Annotated in this window: 22 protein-coding genes and 1 tRNA gene; 19 read left to right on the top strand and 4 right to left on the bottom strand. The window is 68.0% G+C overall.

The window, feature by feature from the left end:
* The 14 genes from CLD20_RS19105 to CLD20_RS19040 all read left to right on the top strand — a co-directional run bounded on the left by CLD20_RS19105 (position 1) and on the right by CLD20_RS19040 (position 15,000).
* Positions 1-981: a cell envelope biogenesis protein TolA gene (locus tag CLD20_RS19105; RefSeq protein ID WP_224408269.1), complete on the top strand. Its 981-nt coding sequence runs from the start codon at positions 1-3 to the stop codon at positions 979-981.
* Between the two features lie 23 nt (positions 982-1,004).
* The gene (gene tolB, locus CLD20_RS19100; RefSeq protein ID WP_224408268.1) at positions 1,005-2,342 is read left to right on the top strand and encodes a Tol-Pal system beta propeller repeat protein TolB; all 1,338 of its coding nucleotides are present in this window, start codon (positions 1,005-1,007) and stop codon (positions 2,340-2,342) included.
* A 53-nt stretch (positions 2,343-2,395) separates the two neighbouring features.
* Positions 2,396-3,121 (top strand): bifunctional 2-polyprenyl-6-hydroxyphenol methylase/3-demethylubiquinol 3-O-methyltransferase UbiG, encoded by a 726-nt coding sequence (locus CLD20_RS19095; protein ID WP_224408267.1) that lies wholly within the window; start codon positions 2,396-2,398, stop codon positions 3,119-3,121.
* A gap of 227 nt (positions 3,122-3,348) precedes the next feature.
* On the top strand, positions 3,349-3,843 hold the full coding sequence (pal, locus tag CLD20_RS19090; protein ID WP_224408266.1) for a peptidoglycan-associated lipoprotein Pal: 495 nt from the start codon (positions 3,349-3,351) through the stop codon (positions 3,841-3,843).
* A 138-nt stretch (positions 3,844-3,981) separates the two neighbouring features.
* Positions 3,982-5,046: a tol-pal system protein YbgF gene (ybgF, locus tag CLD20_RS19085; protein WP_224408265.1), complete on the top strand. Its 1,065-nt coding sequence runs from the start codon at positions 3,982-3,984 to the stop codon at positions 5,044-5,046.
* The gene (tilS, locus tag CLD20_RS19080) at positions 5,012-6,391 is read left to right on the top strand and encodes a tRNA lysidine(34) synthetase TilS (RefSeq protein ID WP_224408264.1); all 1,380 of its coding nucleotides are present in this window, start codon (positions 5,012-5,014) and stop codon (positions 6,389-6,391) included. The genes ybgF and tilS overlap by 35 nt, the downstream gene beginning before the upstream one ends.
* 158 nt (positions 6,392-6,549) lie before the next feature.
* Positions 6,550-8,472: an ATP-dependent zinc metalloprotease FtsH gene (gene ftsH / locus CLD20_RS19075; RefSeq protein WP_224408263.1), complete on the top strand. Its 1,923-nt coding sequence runs from the start codon at positions 6,550-6,552 to the stop codon at positions 8,470-8,472.
* 249 nt (positions 8,473-8,721) lie between these two features.
* Entirely contained in the window at positions 8,722-10,059 is a 1,338-nt protein-coding gene (glmM, locus tag CLD20_RS19070) for a phosphoglucosamine mutase (protein WP_224408262.1), read from the top strand.
* Between the two features lie 119 nt (positions 10,060-10,178).
* Positions 10,179-11,462: a flavodoxin-dependent (E)-4-hydroxy-3-methylbut-2-enyl-diphosphate synthase gene (gene ispG, locus CLD20_RS19065; RefSeq protein ID WP_224408300.1), complete on the top strand. Its 1,284-nt coding sequence runs from the start codon at positions 10,179-10,181 to the stop codon at positions 11,460-11,462.
* Positions 11,452-12,051 carry a nucleoside deaminase gene (locus CLD20_RS19060; RefSeq protein WP_224408261.1) on the top strand — a complete coding sequence of 200 codons (600 nt, stop codon included), beginning with the start codon at positions 11,452-11,454 and terminating at the stop codon, positions 12,049-12,051. Before ispG ends, CLD20_RS19060 begins: the two co-directional genes overlap by 11 nt.
* Before the next feature lie 7 nt (positions 12,052-12,058).
* Positions 12,059-12,955, top strand: a complete 897-nt coding sequence (locus CLD20_RS19055; RefSeq protein ID WP_224408260.1) for a lytic transglycosylase domain-containing protein — start codon at positions 12,059-12,061, stop codon at positions 12,953-12,955.
* A gap of 26 nt (positions 12,956-12,981) precedes the next feature.
* A complete protein-coding gene (locus CLD20_RS19050; RefSeq protein ID WP_224408259.1) occupies positions 12,982-13,629 on the top strand; it encodes a DNA-3-methyladenine glycosylase in 648 nt (215 codons plus the stop codon).
* A 6-nt stretch (positions 13,630-13,635) separates the two neighbouring features.
* Positions 13,636-14,289, top strand: a complete 654-nt coding sequence (locus tag CLD20_RS19045) for an alpha/beta hydrolase (RefSeq protein WP_370636945.1) — start codon at positions 13,636-13,638, stop codon at positions 14,287-14,289.
* Between the two features lie 153 nt (positions 14,290-14,442).
* Positions 14,443-15,000: an HNH endonuclease gene (locus CLD20_RS19040; RefSeq protein ID WP_224408257.1), complete on the top strand. Its 558-nt coding sequence runs from the start codon at positions 14,443-14,445 to the stop codon at positions 14,998-15,000.
* Between the two features lie 161 nt (positions 15,001-15,161).
* On the opposite strand, the gene CLD20_RS19035 is transcribed toward CLD20_RS19040, so the two are convergent.
* The gene (locus CLD20_RS19035) at positions 15,162-15,671 is read right to left on the bottom strand and encodes a disulfide bond formation protein B (protein ID WP_224408256.1); all 510 of its coding nucleotides are present in this window, start codon (positions 15,669-15,671) and stop codon (positions 15,162-15,164) included.
* Complete coding sequence (locus CLD20_RS19030; protein ID WP_224408255.1) at positions 15,671-16,264, bottom strand: YqaA family protein; 594 nt, start codon at positions 16,262-16,264, stop codon at positions 15,671-15,673. The genes CLD20_RS19035 and CLD20_RS19030 overlap by 1 nt, the downstream gene beginning before the upstream one ends.
* A gap of 183 nt (positions 16,265-16,447) precedes the next feature.
* Between CLD20_RS19030 and CLD20_RS19025 the strand changes: the two genes are divergently transcribed.
* Positions 16,448-16,534: transfer RNA gene (locus tag CLD20_RS19025), tRNA-Leu, on the top strand.
* Positions 16,535-16,544: 10 nt separating this feature from the next.
* On the opposite strand, the gene CLD20_RS19020 is transcribed toward CLD20_RS19025, so the two are convergent.
* Positions 16,545-17,243, bottom strand: a complete 699-nt coding sequence (locus CLD20_RS19020; RefSeq protein ID WP_224408254.1) for a hypothetical protein — start codon at positions 17,241-17,243, stop codon at positions 16,545-16,547.
* 227 nt (positions 17,244-17,470) lie between these two features.
* On the opposite strand from CLD20_RS19020, the gene choW reads away from it, so the two are divergent.
* Entirely contained in the window at positions 17,471-18,310 is an 840-nt protein-coding gene (gene choW, locus CLD20_RS19015) for a choline ABC transporter permease subunit (RefSeq protein WP_224408253.1), read from the top strand.
* Positions 18,307-19,554 (top strand): choline ABC transporter ATP-binding protein, encoded by a 1,248-nt coding sequence (gene choV / locus CLD20_RS19010; protein WP_224408252.1) that lies wholly within the window; start codon positions 18,307-18,309, stop codon positions 19,552-19,554. Before choW ends, choV begins: the two co-directional genes overlap by 4 nt.
* Here the strand turns inward: choV and CLD20_RS19005 are convergent.
* On the bottom strand, positions 19,551-19,988 hold the full coding sequence (locus CLD20_RS19005; RefSeq protein WP_224408251.1) for an EamA family transporter: 438 nt from the start codon (positions 19,986-19,988) through the stop codon (positions 19,551-19,553). The genes choV and CLD20_RS19005 overlap by 4 nt on opposite strands.
* A 169-nt stretch (positions 19,989-20,157) precedes the next feature.
* Here CLD20_RS19005 and ykgO point away from each other — a divergent pair, with 169 nt between their 5' ends.
* Positions 20,158-20,283 carry a type B 50S ribosomal protein L36 gene (gene ykgO, locus CLD20_RS19000; RefSeq protein WP_224408250.1) on the top strand — a complete coding sequence of 42 codons (126 nt, stop codon included), beginning with the start codon at positions 20,158-20,160 and terminating at the stop codon, positions 20,281-20,283.
* Positions 20,284-20,346: 63 nt separating this feature from the next.
* Positions 20,347-20,934: a tetratricopeptide repeat protein gene (locus CLD20_RS18995; protein WP_224408249.1), complete on the top strand. Its 588-nt coding sequence runs from the start codon at positions 20,347-20,349 to the stop codon at positions 20,932-20,934.
* Positions 20,935-20,956 lie beyond the last annotated feature (22 nt).

Genomic DNA, 20,956 nt, shown 5'->3' with positions numbered 1-20,956 from the left:
ATGCGTGTCGGTCTCGGCGTCTCATTTGCCGGCCACCTGGCGCTGATCTCGCTTTGCTTCTTCGCGTTCCCGGACGCGAAGCCCTTCACCGTCGACGACATCGAGGCGCTGCCGGTCGATCTCGTTCCGATCGCGGAAGTGACGGATCTGCGCGCCGGCTCCAAGAAGGCCGAGCCGAAACCGGAAGAAAAGCCCCAGCCCAAGCCGCAGGTCATGGCCGACCTGCCGGAGCCCAAACCCGCCGAAAAGCCGGCGGAAAAGCCCGTCGAGGCGACGTCGGAACCGGCGCCCGCGCCCGCTCCGGCCCCCGAGCCGAAGCCGGTCGAGGAAGAGGTCGCGGCCGTGGCGCCCGAGCCGGAGCCCGAACCCGCGCCCAAGCCCGAGCCGCAGCCGGAAAAGGCGCCTGAGGCTGCCGCCACCACCGAGGCCCCCGCGCCGGAAAGCCTTCCCCAGAGGCGGCCGACGCCGCCCAAGGACATCCGCCCGCCCAAGCCCGCCGAGACGCCGGCACGCGAGCAGAGCGCGAGCGCGCAGGCGCCGGAAAAGAAGCGCGACTTCCGGCCGGACGATATTTCCGCGCTTCTCAACAAGCAGGAGCCGCGCGGCGGCGGAGATCCCAATCCCGCGCCCGAGCCGCAGACCTTCGGCGCCCGCGAGGGCTCGGCGGAAGCGGCCATGACGCAAAGCGAGATCGAGGCGCTGAAGGCCCGCCTCTACCAGTGCTGGAACCCGCCGATCGGAGTGCGCGAGGCGGGCAACCTGCGCGTCACGATCTCGATCAGCCTGCAGCCGGACGGCCGGCTCGCCGCACCGCCCCATCCCGTCGGCGTCGGCTTCGATCCGCTCTCCACCATTGCGGCGGAGAGCGCCATCCGGGCCGTGCAGCTGTGCGCGCCCTATGACATGCTTCCGCCGGAAAAATACTCTTTGTGGCGGGAGATCGAGTTCACTTTCGACCCGAGCGAGATGCTCGGCGGATAAGATTTCACGGAGCCCATTTGCCCATGCCTTTTCCTTTCCGCCCGACGGGCCGAAGCCTGCCGTTCCTTGCTGCCGTGGCGCTTTCGCTGATGGCGCTCGCCGGCAGCGCCAGCGCCCAGCTTCGCGTCGACATCACGCGCGGCACCATCCAGCCGATGCCGATCGCGATTCCGCCCTTCGTCGGCATGAGCGGCCAGGTGGAGGAGCTGTCGCGCAACATCTCGGAGGTGATCACGGCGGACCTGAAGCGCTCCGGGCTGTTCGCGCCGGTCGATCCGGCCGCCTTCATCGAGCCGGTGATTCCGCCGAGCGTGACGCCGAACTTCGCCAACTGGCGCCCGCTGAACGCGCAGGCGCTCGTCTCCGGTCAGGTCGGTCCGACGCCGGACGGGCGCGTGCAGGCCGAATTCCGCCTGTGGGACATCTTCGCGGGCCAGCAGCTCACCGGCCAGCAATTCGTCGCCAGCCAGGACAACTGGCGGCGCGTCGCCCACATCATCGCCGACGCCATCTACGAGCGGCTGACCGGCGAGAAGGGCTATTTCGACACCCGCATCGTGTTCGTCGACGAATCGGGGCCGAAGGATGCGCGGGTGAAGCGGCTGGCGCTGATGGATCAGGACGGCGCCAATATCCGCTATCTGACCAACGGCTCCGACCTCGTGCTCACGCCGCGCTTTTCGCCCTCGCGCCAGGAGATCACCTATGCGGCGCTCTCCGGCGACCAGTGGCAGGTATATCTCCTCAACACGGAGAACGGGCAGCGCGAGAAGATCGGCAATTTCTCCAATATGACCTTCTCGCCGCGGTTCTCGCCGGACGGGCAGAAGGTGGTGATGTCGCTCGCCCAGGCCGGTAATTCCAACATCTATTCGCTCGACCTGCGCAGCCGGCAGATGACGCGGCTCACCGATTCGCCGTCGATCGACACAGCGCCCTCCTTCTCGCCGGACGGTCGGCGGATCGTGTTCGAATCGGACCGCGGCGGCACCCAGCAGCTCTATGTGATGAGCGCGGAAGGCGGGCAGGCGCAGCGCATCTCCTTCGGCCAGGGCCGCTATGCGACGCCGGTCTGGTCGCCGCGCGGCGATTCCATCGCCTTTACCAAGCAGGAGGGCGGGCGCTTCGCCATCGGCGTCATGGCGCCGGACGGATCGGGCGAGCGCATCATCACGGAAGGCTTCCATAACGAGGGCCCGACCTGGGCGCCCAACGGGCGCGTCCTGATGTTCTTCCGCGACCAGCAGGGCGCCGGCGGCGGCCCGCAGCTCTTCTCGGTCGATATCACCGGCTACAACGAGCAGGTCGTGCCGACGCCGAACTTCGCCTCCGACCCGGCCTGGAGCCCGCTGCTCGACTGACCTTCTCGCCCGCGCCTTCCAGGGCCGGGCCCGCTTCCAGCTCCGGGCCTTTCATGGATCCCTATCTCGATCCGCGCCTTGCCTCGCTCTACGACCTCCTCAACCCGCCGGGCGAGGATACGCGCTTTTATCTCAGGCTCGCCGGCTCCGAGCCCTGCTCAATCCTCGACCTCGGTTGCGGCACCGGCACGCTGGCACGCTCGCTGGCGCGGCGCGGGCACCGGGTGACGGCGGCCGATCCGGCGGCGGCGATGCTGGAGATCGCGCAGGAAGGCGCCGGCGCCGGGCGGGTCACCTGGATCGAGGGCGATGCGCTCGCTCTTGCCGAGGCCGGGCCCTTCGATCTCGTCATCATGGCCGGTCACGCCTTCCAGTGTCTTCTCGATGACGCGGTGATCGCGGCCAACCTTGCGGCGGTGCGCGAAAAGCTCGCCGAGGGCGGCCGCTTCGCCTTCGAGAGCCGCAATCCGCGCGCCGAGGCCTGGCGGCGCTGGACGCCGGGGCGCAGCCGGCGGCTGTTGCGTCCGAATGGCGGGGTGGCGGTCGAGACCTACCTCTCGCTCGTCGATGTGGAGGACGAGATCGTCACCTACCGCACGCATGCCCGGTTTCCCGGCGAGGAAGAGGTGATCGCGCAGAGCGCGCTGCGCTTTTCCAGCCGCGAGGCACTGGAAAAGAAGCTGGGCGAGGCGGGCTTTGGCGATATCGCGGTCTATGGCGACTGGGATGGGGCGCCCTTCAAGACCGACAGCGCCGAGATCATCATCGTTGCCCGCTGAGCGCGGCTCCGGGATGGCGCGGCATCTCTTCGGGGAACGGACGCCCGAAAGCCGGCATCGCGCCAAGCTTCCGCCGCATTCGGCCCCCATCGCTGCCATCGGGGAAGGGTTTTGCGGCGCAACATGCCGCACAGGCGATTCATCGCTCGTTAACCAAGGATCTTGACCCCGGCTTAACCCTAACCGGGTATTGAACCCGGATGGTCTCAATCCAGGAGCTTGCGGCGATGACCTTTCGCCTGAACATTCGCGTCCTTCTCATCGCGCTCGGCACGGTGGCGCTTCTCACCGCCGGTGGCTGCGCCAATCAGCAGAAGGCGCTCGATCTCGCCGGCGGCGCCGGAGCGGCGACGCCCGGAAGCCCGCAGGACTTCCAGGTCAATGTCGGCGACCGCGTCTTCTTCACCGTCGATTCCTCCTCGCTGACGCCGGAGGCGATGGCGACCCTCGACCGTCAGGCGGCCTGGCTCGGGCAGTATCCGAACTATCCGGTCACGGTCGAAGGCCACGCCGACGAGCGCGGTACGCGCGAATACAACCTCGCGCTCGGGGCACGGCGCGCGGCGGCGACGCGGGACTACCTCGCCTCGCGCGGCGTCAATCCTTCGCGCATGCGCACGATCTCCTACGGCAAGGAGCGCCCGGTCGCGGTCTGCGACGACGTCTCCTGCTGGAACCAGAACCGGCGCGCCGTCACGGTCGTCGGCGGCGCCGGCAGCTGATCGTCGCAAAGGCGCAACAGCATCGATCAAAGGCGGCCTCGGCCGCCTTTTTTCTTTGACCCATTTGCCTTCGTCGCAGTTTGGCCGAATTGATCTGGAGGTGGTGCCTCATCCTCGGAACATGCTAGCGACGATGCCATGAGCGGACGTTTTCTTCTCGTTTTTGCCGCCCTTCTTCTGGCGCCGGGCCTCGCGCAGGCCCAGAGCGCCCAGCAGATGGGGCAGATGAACCTCTACATCCAGCAGCTGGAGCAGCGCGTGCGCGAGCTGACCGGAGAGGTGGAGCGCCTGCAGCACGAGCTGCGCGAGACCCGCCGGCAGGCCGGGATCGCCGCTCCGGCGGAGGGCGGCGCCGGCAGCGGCCAGCCGATGGATCAGGGCCTGGGCGGGCAGAACCAGTTCGGAGCCGCCCAGCCGGGCAATTCCTATGGTGTACCCACCGGCTCGGGCTCGATGAATCCCGACGCCAATTCCAGCCAGATGGCCGGCGCGCCGCCGCAGGATCTCGGCACCTTCGGCATCTCGCCCGACGATCCGCGCATCGCGCCCGACGGGGCGACCTCCGACCCCTTGGGCAATACCGGCATGGATAGCGGCGGCCTTGCCACGGGCAACAATGGCGGCGCCCCGATCGACCTTTCCGTCCTTGCCGGCGGCGGCAATGGCGGCGGCTTCAACGGCTCGGCCACCACCATGGATCCCTCCATGTCGCAGAGCGGCTCCATGGGCGGCGCGGTCGGCGCCGTGCCGCCTTCGGCCTCCGGCGGCGACGTGGGCGGCCCCGCCGCCTCCGACAGCGCGGCGCTTGCCTCGCTCTCGGGCGATCCGCGGCAGGATTACGATTTCGCCTACGGCTACATCCTGACGGGCGACTATGCCGATGCCGAGCGCAGCTTCTCGGCCTGGCTGGAGCGCTTCCCGAAAGAGCCGCAGGCGACCGATGCCCGCTTCTGGCTGGGCGAGAGCCTGTTGCAGCAGAACAAGAACCGCGATGCCGCCAACGCCTTCCTGGAGGTCTACAAGTCTTCGCCGGACAGCCGTAAGGCGCCGGATGCGCTGATGAAGCTCGGCGTCGCGCTCGCCGCGCTCGGCGAGAAGGACGCGGCCTGCGCCACCTTCGACGAGGTCACCCGGAAATATCCGAACGCCTCGGGGGCACTTTCCAACCGTGTCGCCAGCGAAGCCCAGCGCGCCGGCTGCTGAGCCGATCGGCGCCGCCGAGGCGGCGGCGCTTCTCGGCCCGCATCTCAAAGAGGGGGCGCTTCTCGCCGTCTCCGGCGGGCCGGATTCCATGGCCCTCCTCGGGCTTGCTACAGAGGCCGCGCGCCGTTGCGGCCTGCCGGCACCGCAGGCCTTCACCTTCGACCATGGGCTGAGGCAGGAGGCGCGCGAAGAGGCCGCCATGGTGGCGGCGGCATGCGACAGGCTCGGTATTTCCCACCACCTTCGTACCTGGCCGGCGGCCGAGCGGCCGGAAACCGGCATCCACGCCGCGGCCCGGCTTGCCCGTTACGCGGCGGCGATCCTTGTCGCCCGGCAAGCGGGTCTTGGCGCAATCGTGACGGCGCATCACCGCGATGACCTTGCCGAAACCGTGGTGATGCGGCTTGCCCGGACTTTAGAGGCGCGGGCGCTCACCGGCATCGAGACGCGCCTCTCCCAGCCGGGCTTTCCCGAGATTGTGCGTCCCTTCCTCCGTATTTCCGGGGCCCGGCTCGGGGCGAGCCTTGCCCGGCTCGGCCTTCCCGCCGTCCAGGATCCCAGCAACAGCGACGCCGCCTATGAGCGCTCGCGCATCCGCGCCGCAATGCCCGCCCTCGCGGCGGCCGGCATCGATGGGGGGCGGCTTGCCGAATTCGCGGCTCGCCAGAGGAAGGCCGCGTGCGCCGTGGAGGAGGCGGCGGACCGCATCCTTGCCGATGCCGAGGTCTCCGCGGACGGGACCATCTTACTTTCCAGGCCGCTCGACCGGCGCGAGGCGGTGGGGACGGCCGCCTGGAGCGCGGCTCTTCGGCGCCTCCTCATGGCTGCGGGCGGCCGGACAGCTTCCGCGGGCGGCGCGCGGATCGAGGCGCTCGACCGGCGCTTTATCTCGTCTCGGCAGGAGGATGGCGGCTGGACGCGCCTGACACTTGCCGGCGCCGCGATCGATCTTAATGCCGACCGGCTGGTTTTCGCCCGCGAATGGGGAAGGGCGGGCCCCGCACCCACAGCGGCCGAAAGAGAAAGATCGGTCGTCTTCGATGGGCGCCATATCGTCGCGCCGCACACGCTCGCCGGTCCGGGTACGTGCATCGCCGGCTTCGGGCGTACCGGCAGGGGCGGGCGCGGCGAGCGCACGTTGCCGGCGCTTTTTGCCGGCGAGCGCCTCCTTGCGGTGCCGCCCTGTCTGGCGGAGAAGGCGCCCAAAGGCTGCCGCACCGACCTGGAATCCACGGAGCTGGTTGGCCGGCGGCTCGCCGATCCCCATATCGGAGGTCTCTACGATCGACTGATCGTGGAAAACCGCTTGCCCGCCACGACCGGCGAGAGGCACAATTCCCACTGACGGCATGGCGCCTTGCCCGTCCGCGGGGGACGTAACGCTTGCACGGCAGAGCTTTCAGTCTTTGCCTTCACATCAACAACCTTGCAACCTATCTAGAAGACAGTCGCAAGGAAGCCCGCACGGATCCGGCGCTCGTGAGGCGCCACGGGGAAGCCAGTATGAATCAGAATTTCCGCAATTTCGCGCTGTGGATCGTCATCCTCCTGCTGCTCGTCGCTCTGTTCAATCTGTTCCAGAGCCCCTCCCGCCAGGGAACGACGCAGGAAGTGACCTACTCGCAGTTCCGCAGCGAGACGATGGACGGCAACGTCAAGGCCGTGACCATCTCCGGCCAGAAGATCGCGGGCACTTATCGCGACGGCAAACGCTTCACCACCTACGCGCCTCCCGGCTCGGAATATGTGACGCTGCTCGAAGACCACGACGTGACGATCCGCGCGGAACCGGACGAGGACCAGATGTCCTTCCTCTCCGTGCTCATTTCCTGGTTCCCCATGCTGCTGCTGATCGCGGTGTGGATCTTCTTCATGCGCCAGATGCAGGGCGCCGGCGGCCGTGCCATGGGCTTCGGCAAGTCCAAGGCCAAGCTCCTGACGGAGGCGCATGGGCGCGTCACCTTCGAGGATGTGGCCGGCGTCGACGAGGCCAAGGAAGACCTGGAAGAGATCGTCGAATTCCTGCGTGACCCGCAGAAGTTCCAGCGCCTGGGCGGCCGTATTCCCCGCGGCGTGCTCCTGGTCGGCCCTCCGGGTACCGGCAAGACGCTGATCGCGCGCGCCGTGGCCGGCGAGGCGGGCGTGCCCTTCTTCACCATTTCGGGCTCCGACTTCGTGGAAATGTTCGTCGGCGTCGGCGCGAGCCGCGTGCGCGACATGTTCGAGCAGGCCAAGAAGAACGCCCCTTGCATCATCTTCATCGACGAAATCGACGCCGTTGGCCGGCACCGCGGTGCGGGCCTCGGCGGCGGCAACGACGAGCGCGAGCAGACGCTGAACCAGCTCCTCGTGGAGATGGACGGCTTCGAGGCCAATGAAGGCATCATCCTGATCGCCGCCACCAACCGGCCGGACGTTCTCGACCCGGCGCTCCTGCGCCCGGGCCGCTTCGACCGCCAGGTCGTGGTGCCGAACCCGGACGTGGTCGGCCGCGAGAAGATCCTGAAGGTGCATGCCCGCAAGGTGCCCCTGGCGCCCGACGTGAACCTGAAGACGGTGGCGCGCGGCACGCCGGGCTTTTCCGGCGCCGACCTCATGAACCTCGTCAACGAGGCGGCGCTTCTGGCCGCCCGGCGCGGCAAGCGCCTCGTGACCATGCTCGAATTCGAGGACGCCAAGGACAAGGTGATGATGGGCGCCGAGCGGCGTACCCTCGTCATGACGGAGGACGAGAAGCGGCTGACCGCCTATCACGAGGGCGGCCACGCCATCGTGGCGCTCAGCGTTCCCTCCACCGATCCGGTCCACAAGGCGACGATCATTCCGCGCGGACGTGCCCTCGGCATGGTCATGCAGCTGCCGGAGCGCGACCAGCTCTCCATGACCTATCAGCAGATGACCTCGCGGCTCGCCATCATGATGGGTGGGCGCGTGGCCGAGGAGATCACCTTCGGCCATGACCGGGTCACCTCGGGCGCGGCCTCGGACATCGAGCAGGCGACCAAGCTCGCCCGCGCCATGGTCACCCGCTGGGGCTTTTCGGAAGAGCTCGGCCGCGTCGCCTATGGCGACAACCAGGAAGAGGTCTTCCTCGGCCATTCCGTGGCGCGCCAGCAGAACATCTCCGAGCAGACGGCCCAGAAGATCGACCGGGAGGTCCGCCGCCTCGTCGACGAGGGCTACGACAAGGCCCGGGAGATCCTGACGGAGCAGCACGACCAGCTGGAGACGCTCGCCCAGGGGCTTCTGGAATACGAGACGCTGTCGGGCGAGGAGATCAAGGCGCTCCTCAACGGCAAGCGGCCCGTGCGCGAGGATCCGAGCGACGACGTGCCGCCGGCCAAGGGTTCTGCGGTGCCGGCGACCGGCCCGCGGAAGAATCCGGGCGGGGAGGGCGATGCGGGCCTGGAGCCGCAGCCGACCTGACCCTTTCGGCGCGGCGCCGTTGCTTGGCGTGCAACAGGCGAGACTTGTTGCACAAATGCTGTGGCGCCCGCTGATACAGTTCGATACATATTTTGAGGCCCGGAGGAAGCTCCGGGCCTTTATGATTCATTTGAGAAACATGCCGGCACGTTGGGGTGCATGACCGCACGCAAGGTCGAAAGCACGACCGGAGCCCAGGGCAAGACGCGCCTGAGTGCTCGACGCAAGCCGGCCGCGGGGCAGGAAATTATGCGACGTTATTTTGGCACGGACGGCATTCGGGGAACGGCGAACAGCTATCCCATGACGCCGGATGTGGCGATGAAGGTCGGTCAGGCGATCGGCCTGCACTACCGCAACGGCCATCGTCAGCGGGTGGTGATCGGCAAGGATACGCGCCTTTCCGGCTACATGATCGAGAATGCGCTGGTCGCGGGCTTTACCTCCGTCGGCGTCGACGTCTTCCTGCTCGGCCCGATTCCGACGCCGGCCGTCGCCATGCTGACGCGCTCCATGCGCGCCGATTACGGCGTCATGATCTCCGCCTCGCATAACGCCTTCGCCGACAACGGCATCAAGATCTTCGGTCCGGAAGGCTTCAAGCTCTCCGACCAGGTGGAGACGGCGCTCGAGACGCTGATCGATTCGGACCTCACGCGCCGGCTCGCCGGCCCGCGCGAGCTCGGCCGCGCCAAGCGGGTGGACGGCGTGCTCGACCGCTACATCGAATTCGCCAAGCGCACGCTGCCGCGCCAGCTCTCCTTCGACGGACTGCGCATCGTCGTCGACTGCGCCAACGGCGCCGCCTACAAGGCCGCCCCCGCCGCCCTGTGGGAGCTCGGCGCGGAGGTGGTGGCGATCGGCGACGAGCCGGACGGCTTCAACATCAACGACGATGTCGGCTCCACCGCGCCGCAGGCGCTCGCCCGCAAGGTGCACGAGGTCCGCGCCGATGTCGGCATCGCGCTCGACGGCGATGCCGACCGCGTCGTCATCATCGACGAGAAGGGCGAGGAGGTCGACGGCGACCAGCTGATGGCGGTGGTCGCGTCCTACTGGAAGGACGAGGAGCGGCTTGCCGGCAACGGCATCGTCGCCACCATCATGTCCAATCTGGGCCTCGAACGCTTCCTCGGCGACCTTGGCCTGTCGCTCGCGCGCACGCCGGTCGGCGACCGCTACGTCTCCGAATACATGCGCCGGCACGGCTTCAATGTCGGCGGCGAGCAGTCGGGCCACATCATCCTGTCCGACTTCACCACCACGGGCGACGGCCTCGTCGCGGCGCTGCAGGTGCTGGCGGTGGTGTGCAAGGAAGGCAAGCCCGTCAGCGAGGTCTGCCATCGCTTCGATCCGGTGCCGCAGGTGAAGCGCAACGTGCGCTACAAGGGCAACCAGCCCCTCGACAGCGAGGACGTGCAGAAGCTCATCATCGACGCGCAGACCAAGCTCGGCAATTCCGGCCGGCTCGTCATCCGCCCCTCCGGCACGGAGCCGGTGATCCGGGTGATGGGCGAGGGCGACGACAGCGTCGTCGTCAAATCCGTGGTCGACGACATCGTGGCCGCGCTCACCAACGCGGCCTAGGGGCGAGACCCGGGGCGGAGCCGGCCGCTTCGCCCTAAGGTGCTGATGCGGTTGCGACACACCGCCTTGCGCCACGAAGGACGTTGACTTCGCTGGCCGACTTCGCCACCTGTCAGAGCATGCAGAAACGTCCGTGCCTCGCCGATCTGGCCATCGCCGCCGGCCCCGCCGAGCGGCGGCGCTCGGTTGCCGTCACCCTCGGTAACGTCACCGTCGGCGGCGATCATCCCATCGTCGTCCAGTCGATGACCAACACCGACACGGCCGACATCGATTCCACCGTCAAGCAGATCGCCGCTCTGGTGCGTGCCGGCTCCGAGCTGGTACGCATCACGGTCGACCGCGAGGAAGCTGCGGCCGCCGTGCCGACGATCCGCGACAGGCTGGCGGCGGCCGGCATCGACGTTCCGATCATCGGCGACTTCCACTATATCGGCCACAAGCTGCTTGCCGAATATCCGGGCTGTGCCGAGGCGCTCGCCAAATATCGCATCAATCCCGGCAATGTCGGCTTCCGCAACAAGCGGGTGAGCCAGTTCGACGCCATCATCGAGACGGCGCTGAAACACGACAAGCCCGTGCGTATCGGCGTCAACTGGGGCTCGCTCGACCAGGAGCTCCTGACGCTGCTCATGGACGACAATGGCCGCGCCGAACGCCCGATCTCGGCGACCGCGGTGATGCGCGAGGCGATGGTGCGCTCGGCGCTGCTGTCGGCCGCGCGCGCCGAAGAGCTCGGCATGGGGCGCGACAAGATCATCCTGTCGGCCAAGGTCTCCGACGTGCAGCAGCTGATCGCGGTCTACCGCATGCTCGGCGCGCGCTGCGACTATGCCCTGCATCTCGGCCTGACGGAGGCCGGGATGAGCTCCAAGGGACTGATCGCCTCCTCGGCGGCGATGGGCATCCTCCTGCAGGAAGGCATCGGCGACACGATCCGCTATTCGCTGACGCCGGAGCCGGGTGGCGACCGCACGCTGGAGGTGAAGGCCTGCCAGGAGCTGCTGCAGACCATGGGCTTCCGGCAGTTCCTGCCGATCGTCTCGGCCTGTCCGGGCTGCGGGCGGACCACCTCCTCGCTCTTCCAGGAGCTGGCGCGCGATATCCAGAAGCACATCAACGAGCGCATGCCGGCCTGGCGCGAGGCCTATCCGGGCGTGGAGAGCATGGCCGTCGCGGTGATGGGCTGCGTCGTCAACGGGCCGGGCGAATCCAAGCACGCCGATATCGGCATCTCGCTGCCGGGCACCGGCGAACATCCGGCCGCACCCGTCTTCATCGACGGCGAGAAGGCGACGACCCTGCGCGGGCCGAACCTTGCCGCCGATTTCACCGCCCTGGTGGAAGACTATGTCGCCCGGCGCTATGGCGCGGAGGCGCAGCGCCAGAACGATGCCGCATGAGGCGGGCCGTCTGGCGGCCCGCTACCTTCAGGTCATCGAAGACGACATCGTCCCCCTGACGGAGGCGGGCGTCGAAAAGGGCAACAAGCTCTTCGGCGCCGCCATCCTGCGGAAATCGGACTTCTCGCTCGTCGTCGCTGGAACCAACCAGGAGAGGCTCAATCCCCTGTTTCACGGCGAGATCTCGGCCCTCAACGCCTTCTTCGCCCTGCCGGCAAGCGAGCGCCCGGATGCGCGCGAGTGCCTGTTCCTGGCCACCCACGAGCCCTGCTCGCTCTGCCTTTCGGCGATCACCTGGGCGGGCTTTGACAATTTCGCCTATCTCTTCGCCTATGAAGATACCCGCGACGCCTTTTCCATCCCGCACGATCTTGCCATCCTGCGCGAGGTCTTCGGCGTCGAAGGGGGAGCCTATCGCCACGACAACGCGTTCTGGAGCGGGCGCTCGCTGGCCGAACTCATCGCCGCCGCCCCCGAAGAGGAGCGGCCCGGTCTTGCCGCGCGCGCGGAGGCACTGTCGAAGGTCTATGCCAGGCTGTCGGATATCTATCAGTCGAGGAAGGGCGAGGGCCCCATCGCGCTCGCCTGAGCGGCGCGTGGCCGCCGCCGGCCTCCTTCTCGTGATCGCCCTTCTGCCCGGCCAGAGCCTTGCCTTCGACGAGGGCGCGGCCATCGGCATCGGGCCGCCGGCGAGCGTCGTGCCGAAGCTCGAACCGGTCGCGGCCGAGCCCGCCGCGATCTGCCGGGCGATCGAGCTGCAGGCGCGGCGCTTCGGCTTCGGCGCGGATTTCTTCGCCCGCCTCATTTTTCAGGAGAGCCGCTTCGACGCCAATGCCGTCAGCCCCAAGGGAGCGGAAGGCATCGCCCAGTTCATGCCGGCGACGGCCCGCGCGCGCGGGCTTGCCGACAGCTTCGACATCGCCGCGGCGCTCTACCATTCGGCCGCCTATCTGCGCGAGCACCGCCGCATCTTCGGCAATTGGGGCCTTGCGGCGGCCGCCTACAATGCCGGGCCGAACCGCGTGCGGCGCTGGCTTGCGGGAGAAAGCGGCCTGCCGGCCGAGACCGAGGGCTTCGTCTACAAGATCACCGGCGCGCCGGCCGCGACCTTCCGCGAGAGGCAGGCCGAACTCGGCGACCTTCGCCTCGACGACAAGCTTTCCTTCCTGGAAGCCTGCGAGAAGCTTCCGGTGCGGCGTACCTCGCCCAAGGTGGCGGGCCTTCAGAGCGGCCCTTGGCATCCCTGGGGGGCGCAGGTGGCGGGCAGCTTTTCGCAGGCGGCGGCGCTTGCCGCCTTCGAGCGCATCCGGGCGCGCGCCGGCGGGCTGATCGACGACACGCCGCCCATGGTGGTGCGCGATCGTACCCCCGGGCGGGGCAGGGCGCCGGTCTATGCGGTGCGCATCGGCATGGACAGCCGCCAGAAGGGCGCCAAGCTCTGCTTCATGCTGCGGGCGAAGGGCCTTGCCTGCGTCATCATGAAGAACCGCTGAGGCATCAGGCTGACCGCAGGAGCGACATGAGCCGGATCGACGATCTGACCGATATCGAAGAGGGGCTGAGGCAGCTCGCGGCGGCCGACGAGCGGCTCGCCCTCGTGATTGCCCGCGCCGGCGACGTGCCGCTTCGCCGCCGCATGGGCGGCTATGAGGGGCTGGCGGAGATCGTCGTCTCCCAGCAGCTCTCCAAGGCGGCGGCCGATACGATCTGGAAGCGGCTGCTGGCGCGGCTCGATCCCTTCGCGCCGGAAACGGTGCTCGCCGCTGCCGACGAGGATCTGCGCGTGTGCGGCCTCTCGCGCCCCAAGGTCCGCACCCTGCGTGCGCTCGCCGAGGCCGCCACCGCCGATTTCCGCTTCGAGGAGCTTGCCGACCTTCCGGCCGAGGAGGCGATCGCCGCCATGACGGCGCTGCACGGCATCGGCCGCTGGACGGCGGAAGTCTATCTCCTCTTCTGTTGCGGTCATGCCGACATCTTTCCGGCAGGCGACATCGCGCTGCAGAATGCGGTGCGCCATGCCTTCGAAATGGAGGAAAGGCCGCCCGAAAAGGCGCTGCGCGAGATCGCCGAAGGCTGGTCGCCCTGGCGCGGCGTCGCCGCCCGCCTGTTCTGGCGCTACTACGCCGTCACCACGAAACGAGACGCGATACCTGTTGGAGCTCCCTGAATGCCGATCACCATCCTCGACGGCCCCCGCCTTCCGCCCCGCTCGGGCGGGCCGGCGAAAAGCCTCGTCGTCTTCCTCCACGGCTTCGGCGCCGACGGCAACGACCTCATCGCCATCGGCCGCGAATGGTCGCGGCTCCTGCCGGACGCGGCCTTTGCCGCCCCGCACGCGCCGGAGCCCTGCGTCGCCTCGCCGGCGGGACGGCAATGGTTCGACCTCACCCAGCGCGATCCTTCCGTCTATGCGCGGGGCGTCGCCGCGGCCCGCCCGTCGCTCGACCGTTTCCTCGACCAGGAGATGGAGCGGCATGGGCTGGATGAGGCGCGCACCGTCCTCGTCGGCTTTTCGCAGGGCACGATGATGGCGCTGCATTGCGGCCCGCTGCGCCCGAAGCGGCTCGCCGGGATCGTCGGCTTTTCAGGCCTTCTGGCCGACCGGCAGGCGCCGGCCACGCCGGGCGCGCACAAGCCGCCGGTACTCCTCCTGCACGGCGACGCCGACGACCTCATCCCGGTGCAGGCCATCTTCATGGCGGCGGAGGGCCTGTCGCAGGCCGAGATCCCGGTCGAATGGCATATCAGCCAGGGGATCGGCCACGGTATCGGGCCGGACGGGCTGGAACTGGCGGGGCGCTTCCTGACCAGGGTGCTGCCCGGCTAGGGCGCTCCGGGCGTGCCGGCGGCCGAAAAATGTCGTCGCCGCCGCGTTGCAACATGACTGTGCATGGCGCTTCACAAGGTTGTCATGGAGCGTATAGACTATATGCAGCGATGACGGGGCGAGGCTTGATTCCGGTGGTCGAAGCACGGCGCAATGACGATACACGTCTCGCCTAACGCGCATCCTGCGCTCGTCCTGAACGCCGATTACCGGCCGCTCAGCTATTATCCCTTGTCGCTCTGGTCCTGGCAGGACGCCATCAAGGCCGTGTTTCTCGACAGGGTGAACATCGTCTCCGAATACGACTTTCAGGTACGAAGTCCGAGCTTCTCGATGAAGCTGCCCTCCGTCGTATCCCTGAAGACCTACATCAAGCCCTCCAGAAACCCTGCCTTCACGCGCTTCAACGTCTTCCTGCGCGACCGCTTCGAATGCGCCTATTGCGGCTCGGAAGACGACCTCACCTTCGATCACCTCGTGCCGCGCTCAAGGGGCGGGCAGACGACCTGGACGAACGTCATCACGGCCTGCGCGCCCTGCAATCTGAAGAAGAGCAACAAGAGCTGCGAGGAGATCAAGATCTGGCCGCGGCACATGCCCTTCGAGCCGACGACGCACGACCTGCACAGCAACGGCCGGCTCTTCCCGCCGAACTATCTCCACGAAAGCTGGATGGACTATCTCTACTGGGACGCCGAGCTGGAGCCCTGATCCGCCCAGCCGTCGCGCCCCGGCTCATGCGAGCTCTGCCTCTTTCCTGTTCCGCCAGCCGCTCGCCAACCGTGCCATCAACCTCGCTTTGGCGGCGCTGCCGCTCGCTTCCGTCAGCCTGGCGCGCCTTCTTTGAGAAGGCCTCAGGCTGCGAAGACGGCTCAGGCCTTCCTGGCGCTCGCCTTGATGCCGAGGAAGGCGACGACGAAGAGGAAAGCGGAGGCAAGGACGTTCCAGCCGGCGAAGGAAAGGCCGAGGAAGCGCCAGACGGCCTCGTCGCAGCTCGGGCCGACATGGCCGGCCTGCAGCGAGTTCAGCATCGAGCCGGCGCTTGACGGGCCGCTGGTCGCGCCGCAGGTGGCCGGCCCTTCCCAGAAGTGCCATTCGACGCCGGCATGATAGATGCCGAGCCAGGCGCTGACGAGCATCAGCAGCGTCAGGAGACCGAAGAGGAGCGCCAGCAGCGGCGGCGGCGCCTTGACGAAGGCAGCGGCGAGCGTGACCGCCGCGAGCGGCAGGGCGATGTAGTAGGGGATGCGCTCGCGCAGGCAGAGCGCACAGGGCTCGTAGCCGCCGATATGCTCATAGCCGAGGAAGGTGAGGATGGTGGCGGCGGATGCCACCAGCAGGATCAGGGCGAGGGCGCGGGGCGAGCGGATGAGGGCGGCCATCAATGGGCTCCCGGAAGAAGGTATTTCACGACGACGAAGCCTCCGATGAGGAGCGCCAGGGAAACGGTGAAGACGAGGCCGAGGCGCTTTTCGATGAAGGCGCGGATCGGCGGGCCGAAGGCGTAGAGCAGACCGGCGACGGCAAAGAAGCGGATGCCGCGCGCCACGATGCTCGCCACGATGAAGACGGGAAGCGACAATCCCGTGGCGCCCGAGGCGATGGTGATCACCTTGAAGGGAAACGGCGTGACGCCGGCGATCAGCACCGCCCAGGCGCCCCATTCGTTGTAGCGTGCCGCGAAATTGCGGAATTCATCGCCGTAGCCGTAGAAGGCGAGGATCGGCTGGGCGAGCGCCTCGTAGAGGAAGGCGCCGATGAGGTAGCCGGCAAGGCCGCCGATCACCGAGGCGATCGTGCAGACGATGGCGTAGAACCAGGCCTTGTGCCGGTTCGCCAGCACCATCGGAATGAGGAGCGTGTCCGGGGGGATCGGGAAGACGGAGCTTTCCACGAAGGCAACGCCCGCCAGCGCGGCGGTCGCGTTGCGGCTCGCCGCAAGGCTCATCGTCCAGTCGTAAAGTCGGCGCAGCATCGCTTCATCCGATAGGGGCGGGATGGCTTATCGCCTCCGCCCTCTTTCCGCTCAAGCCTTATCTGCGGTGACGGTGCGTCCGGGCGTTGCCGGGCTGCGATCCTGTCGCCGCCCGTTCCGTGGCAAAGGCGTCAAACACGATCTTGCGCCATCGCGGCCGAGCGCCTAATCAGCGCCAAGGCTGCGGGCGTGGCGGAACTGGTAGACGCGCCGGACTCAAAATCCGGTTCTGGTGACAGAGTGTCGGTTCGATTCCGACCGCCCGCACCATCCCCGCGTTTCAATCCTTCTCCATCAGCACCGCATCCAGCCGCCAGGTCGCTTCCGCTTCCAGGGCGAACTCGCTCATTTCCCTGTCGATGCGGAACACCTGGACCGACTTGAAGCAGTTGCCGGCGCCTTCGCAGCGGCAGTGGCTCGTCTCCATGTAGTCCCGGCCGCTATAGGCGAGGAAGCGGACGAGGTCGGCGCGCAGGGCGAGCGTGCCCCATGGCAGCTGATCCGACAGGCAGGCGATGGCGGAACCGGTCTCGCAGCCGAGGGCGACGAAGGTCGGCGTGAAGCAGCCCCCGGAGCCGCAGGTGGCCGGCGTATGCGTCGGCCGCAGCAGGGCGATGTTGCCCGAAAGCCCGTCGCGCGCGACGAGGTCGGCACGGGCGGGTTCGGCGAGAACCGTTTCGAGCTCGCCCGCCTCACCGATCCAGCCGGTGAGAAGCGCGGCGTCGTCGCCGAGCGGCGGCTCTTCCGCGGCCTTCCTGAAGAAATCGCGCAGGGCGCCTTTCTCCGGCGTCGCCTGGCTGGAGGAGAAGCCCTTTCCCAGCTCCAGCGCGCTTCGCTCGCCTGGGCCGACACATTCCTGCGGCGCCGGGCTGGAGAGGCCGAAGGCGAATGGCGCCTCGCCCGCCCTTGCGGGCAGGGCGGCTAGCAGCGCGATGGCGAGCGCGCCAAGCGCGAGGGGGAACGATCGGGGCGGGCGCATGGGCTTCTCCGGGGCGATGCTGCGGCCAAGGTTCGCAGAGGAAAAGCGCGGCGTCGAGCCTGCCGGAGCCGGCGCCGCGGGACCGGGGCCGCGCCTCGACGGGGGGCGCCGGGCGCGCCGCCGGCCAAGAGGCTTGGAAGTCGGCGCGGGGCATGGTTTCTTCTGCGCTTCCCGCCGGGCGCACGAAAGAACGGATCGGCGGCAGGCAAGGGGGGCGACACCGCCGCATGGAATGGCTCACAGAGCATAAACTGCCGATCGGCCCGCTCGCCCGCGACGTGGTCGACTGGCTGACGGCCAACGCCTCCGGCTTCTTCGACGCCATCTCCTACGGCCTTTCGCAGATGATCGACGCGCTGCTCTACCTGCTGCAGGCGCCGCATCCGCTCCTCGTCGTCGGGCTCACCTCCGCCTTCGCCTTCCTGCTCAAGCGCAGCCTCGGCTTCACGCTCTTCACCGCCGCCGGGCTGATCCTCATCATCAATCAGGGCTACTGGGAGGAGACGACGGAGACGCTGGCGCTCGTCCTTTCCTCGGCGATCATCTGCATGGCGATCGGCGTGCCGATCGGCATCCTGGCGGCGCGCCGGCCCTGGCTGATGCAGGCGCTGCGGCCGATCCTCGACCTGATGCAGACGATCCCGACCTTCGTCTACCTGATCCCGGCGCTGATCCTCTTCGGCCTCGGCATGGTGCCGGGCCTGATCGCCACGGTGGTCTTCGCCATTCCCGCGCCGATCCGGCTGACGCAGCTCGGCATCTCCTCGACGCCCCGGCCGCTGATCGAGGCGGCCGACGCCTTCGGCGCCACGCCCTGGCAGCGACTTTGGAAGGTGGAGCTGCCCTATGCGCTGCCGCAGATCATGGCGGGGCTGACGCAGACCATCATGCTGTCGCTCTCCATGGTCGTCATCGCCGCTCTCGTCGGGGCCGACGGGCTCGGCGTGCCGACGCTCAGGGCCCTCAACCAGGTCAACATTGCGCGCGGCTTCGAGGTGGGGGTCGCCATCGTCCTCGTCGCCATCATCCTCGACCGGCTGTGCCGCGGCACGGAGGATCGCAAATGAGCGCCCCGGCGAGCGAGGAGACCAAGCGTCCGGTGGTGCGCTTCGACAATGTCGACATCGTCTTCGGCGACGAGCCGAAGACGGCGCTGCCGCTCATCGATGCCGGCCTCAGCCGGGCCGAGATCCAGGAGCAGACCGGCCAGATCGTCGGCGTCAAGCATGCCGATCTGGAGGTCTATGACGGCGAGGTGGTGGTGCTGATGGGGCTTTCGGGCTCCGGCAAGTCGACGCTGCTGCGCGCCGTCAACGGCCTCAACCGGATCACCCGCGGGGAGATCCACGTCTTCGACGGCGACAAGGACATCGCCGTCCATTCCTGCAGCGGGCGGCGGCTCAGGAAGATCCGGCGCAACCGCGTCTCGATGGTCTTCCAGCAATTCGCGCTCCTGCCCTGGCGCACCGTGCGCGAGAATGTCGCCCTCGGCCTGGAGCTCTCGCATGTGGGAAGACGGCGGCGGCGCAAGGATGTGGAGCGGCAGCTCGACCTCGTCGGCCTCGGCGGCTGGGGCGACAAGCGCGTCGACGAATTGTCGGGCGGCATGCAGCAGCGCGTCGGCCTTGCCCGCGCGCTCGCCAACGACGCGCCGATCCTTTTGATGGACGAGCCGTTCTCCGCGCTCGACCCCCTGATCCGCGACCGGCTGCAGGACGAGCTCCTCGATCTGCAGACCCGCCTCAAGCGCACCATCATCTTCGTCTCCCACGATCTCGACGAGGCGCTGAAGATCGGCAACCGCATCGCCATCATGGAGGGCGGCATCATCGTCCAGGTCGGCACGCCGCAGGAGATCGTGCTCAATCCGGCGAGCGACTATGTACGCGCCTTCGTCTCTCACATGAACCCGCTCAACGTGCTGCGCGCCAAGGAAGTCATGCGCCCGGCGGGCGGCGGCGAGGCGATCGAGCTCAAGGACGGCCTTGTGCTGACGCCGGACGGGAAGGTTCTGCGGGACGGCGAGGCGGTGGCGACGGCGCCGCTGGAGGCGCTGGAAACCGGCACGGCCAACGGGGCGGATGGCGGGGCGGCTGGCGCGGATGGCGGGACGGCCAATGGCGCCGGCGCGCCGGCCTGCATCGTGGTGGAGAGCGGCACCAAGCTGCGCGACCTCATCGATGCGCGCCTCAGGCATCCCGGCCCCTTCCTGGTGCGCAACGGGGACGGGTTTTCCGGCGTGATCGGCGACGAGGAGCTGTTCCGCGGCCTGACGCGCGAGCGCAGCGCGCCCGTGCCGGAAGCGGGCTAGAACCTCCAGGCGACCAGAAGCGCGCCGACGGCGATCGCGCCGATGCCGAGCCAGTTGAGCCCCGACAGTTCCTCGCCGAGGAAGAAGGTGCCGAAGACGGCGACGAGGACGATCGACAGCTTGTCGATCGGCGCCACCTGCGAGGCGTTGCCCAGTTTCAGCGCCCGGAAATAGCAGAGCCACGAGGCGCCGGTCGCGAGCCCCGACAGGACGAGGAAGACGTAGCTTTTCGCCGAGATGTGCGGCAGGGCGCGAAATTCGCCGAGGCCGGCGAGAATTGCGCCCAGCGCCACCAGGATGACGATGGTGCGGATGAAGGTGGCGAGGTCGGAGCTCATGTCTTCCACCCCCACCTTGGCGAAGATCGCCGTCAGGGCGGCGAAGACGGCGGCGAGCAGGGCCCAGACCTGCCAGGAAAGAACGGGTGAGGACATATCTTCTCCCTTCCGGTTGCCTGTGCGCCTGCCAGATGCGCCCGAAGTGTTGAAGCGTGCCAGCCAAGTGTGCCCGATTCGCGCCCCCGACATTGACAAAGCGCGGGGGCAACGCCTATCTCACGCCCGAACCAATTGGGCGCGCCGGACGGCGCCGCGAGATAGACCGATGAAGATTCGCAATTCTCTGAAGACGCTGAGAGACCGCCACCGCGACAACCGCATGGTTCGCCGCAAGGGCCGCGTCTACATCATCAACAAGACGCAGAAGAAGTTCAAAGTCCGCCAGGGCTGAGGCTTCCTTCACGCGCTTCATCCGTCCTTTGACGGCGATGCCGGAACGCCCTAGCTTTCCGGCATGACGGGATTCCTGCGTCCGCTTCTGCTCGCCGCTCTCCTCGCCGCCGCTGCCGTTCCGGCCGGTGCCGCGGACGACATGGCGCGCACCCACCCCACCTCCATTCACGAGCTTTCCACCGATCAGCTCTTCGAGATGCTGAAGGTCGCGCCGAGCGAGGCGGCGGCCAAGCCGGCGGAAGCGGAGATCCTGCGCCGCCTCGGACAATCCGGCAGCGACACGGTCGACCTGTTCATGTCCTGGGCCGTCTCGGCCATCAACGACGAGGAATACGGCGCCGCGCTCGACGTCCTCGACCGGGTCGTGACGCTTGAGCCCGGTTATGTCGAGGGCTGGAACAAGCGCGCCACGGTGCATTTCGCCCAGAAGGAATACGGCAAGTCGATCGCCGACATCGAGAGGGTGCTGCGGATCGAGCCACGCCATTTCGGCGCGCTGGTCGGCCTCGGGCTGATCCTCAAGGAGATGGAGGAGAACGAGAACGCCATCTCCGCCTTCAAGGCGGCCCTAGACGTCTATCCGCATCTGGAGAAGGCGCGCGAATTCCTGGAGGAGCTGCAGAAGGAAGAGGCCGGCAAGTCTATCTGACGCCGCCGGCCTTTCGCTGCAA

Origin of the sequence: Afifella sp. IM 167 (assembly GCF_020144925.1) — a bacterium.
In the GTDB taxonomy this organism is placed as follows: domain Bacteria; phylum Pseudomonadota; class Alphaproteobacteria; order Rhizobiales; family Afifellaceae; genus Afifella.
This window is presented reverse-complemented; position numbering and strand designations above follow the sequence as displayed.

What these genes read in the sequence shown, in the direction of transcription:
- CLD20_RS19040 (WP_224408257.1), top strand. Translation starts at nt 14,443, where the DNA reads ATGACGATACACGTCTCGCCTAACGCGCATCCTGCGCTCGTCCTGAAC.
- CLD20_RS18995 (WP_224408249.1), top strand. Translation starts at nt 20,347, where the DNA reads ATGACGGGATTCCTGCGTCCGCTTCTGCTCGCCGCTCTCCTCGCCGCC.
- CLD20_RS19095 (WP_224408267.1), top strand. Translation starts at nt 2,396, where the DNA reads ATGGATCCCTATCTCGATCCGCGCCTTGCCTCGCTCTACGACCTCCTC.
- ftsH (WP_224408263.1), top strand. Translation starts at nt 6,550, where the DNA reads ATGAATCAGAATTTCCGCAATTTCGCGCTGTGGATCGTCATCCTCCTG.
- tolB (WP_224408268.1), top strand. Translation starts at nt 1,005, where the DNA reads ATGCCTTTTCCTTTCCGCCCGACGGGCCGAAGCCTGCCGTTCCTTGCT.
- ispG (WP_224408300.1), top strand. Translation starts at nt 10,179, where the DNA reads ATGCAGAAACGTCCGTGCCTCGCCGATCTGGCCATCGCCGCCGGCCCC.
- CLD20_RS19060 (WP_224408261.1), top strand. Translation starts at nt 11,452, where the DNA reads ATGCCGCATGAGGCGGGCCGTCTGGCGGCCCGCTACCTTCAGGTCATC.
- CLD20_RS19105 (WP_224408269.1), top strand. Translation starts at nt 1, where the DNA reads ATGCGTGTCGGTCTCGGCGTCTCATTTGCCGGCCACCTGGCGCTGATC.
- CLD20_RS19050 (WP_224408259.1), top strand. Translation starts at nt 12,982, where the DNA reads ATGAGCCGGATCGACGATCTGACCGATATCGAAGAGGGGCTGAGGCAG.
- ykgO (WP_224408250.1), top strand. Translation starts at nt 20,158, where the DNA reads ATGAAGATTCGCAATTCTCTGAAGACGCTGAGAGACCGCCACCGCGAC.
- choV (WP_224408252.1), top strand. Translation starts at nt 18,307, where the DNA reads ATGAGCGCCCCGGCGAGCGAGGAGACCAAGCGTCCGGTGGTGCGCTTC.
- CLD20_RS19020 (WP_224408254.1), bottom strand. Translation starts at nt 17,243, where the DNA reads ATGCGCCCGCCCCGATCGTTCCCCCTCGCGCTTGGCGCGCTCGCCATC.
- choW (WP_224408253.1), top strand. Translation starts at nt 17,471, where the DNA reads ATGGAATGGCTCACAGAGCATAAACTGCCGATCGGCCCGCTCGCCCGC.
- CLD20_RS19030 (WP_224408255.1), bottom strand. Translation starts at nt 16,264, where the DNA reads ATGCTGCGCCGACTTTACGACTGGACGATGAGCCTTGCGGCGAGCCGC.
- pal (WP_224408266.1), top strand. Translation starts at nt 3,349, where the DNA reads ATGACCTTTCGCCTGAACATTCGCGTCCTTCTCATCGCGCTCGGCACG.
- CLD20_RS19035 (WP_224408256.1), bottom strand. Translation starts at nt 15,671, where the DNA reads ATGGCCGCCCTCATCCGCTCGCCCCGCGCCCTCGCCCTGATCCTGCTG.
- glmM (WP_224408262.1), top strand. Translation starts at nt 8,722, where the DNA reads ATGCGACGTTATTTTGGCACGGACGGCATTCGGGGAACGGCGAACAGC.
- CLD20_RS19005 (WP_224408251.1), bottom strand. Translation starts at nt 19,988, where the DNA reads ATGTCCTCACCCGTTCTTTCCTGGCAGGTCTGGGCCCTGCTCGCCGCC.
- ybgF (WP_224408265.1), top strand. Translation starts at nt 3,982, where the DNA reads ATGAGCGGACGTTTTCTTCTCGTTTTTGCCGCCCTTCTTCTGGCGCCG.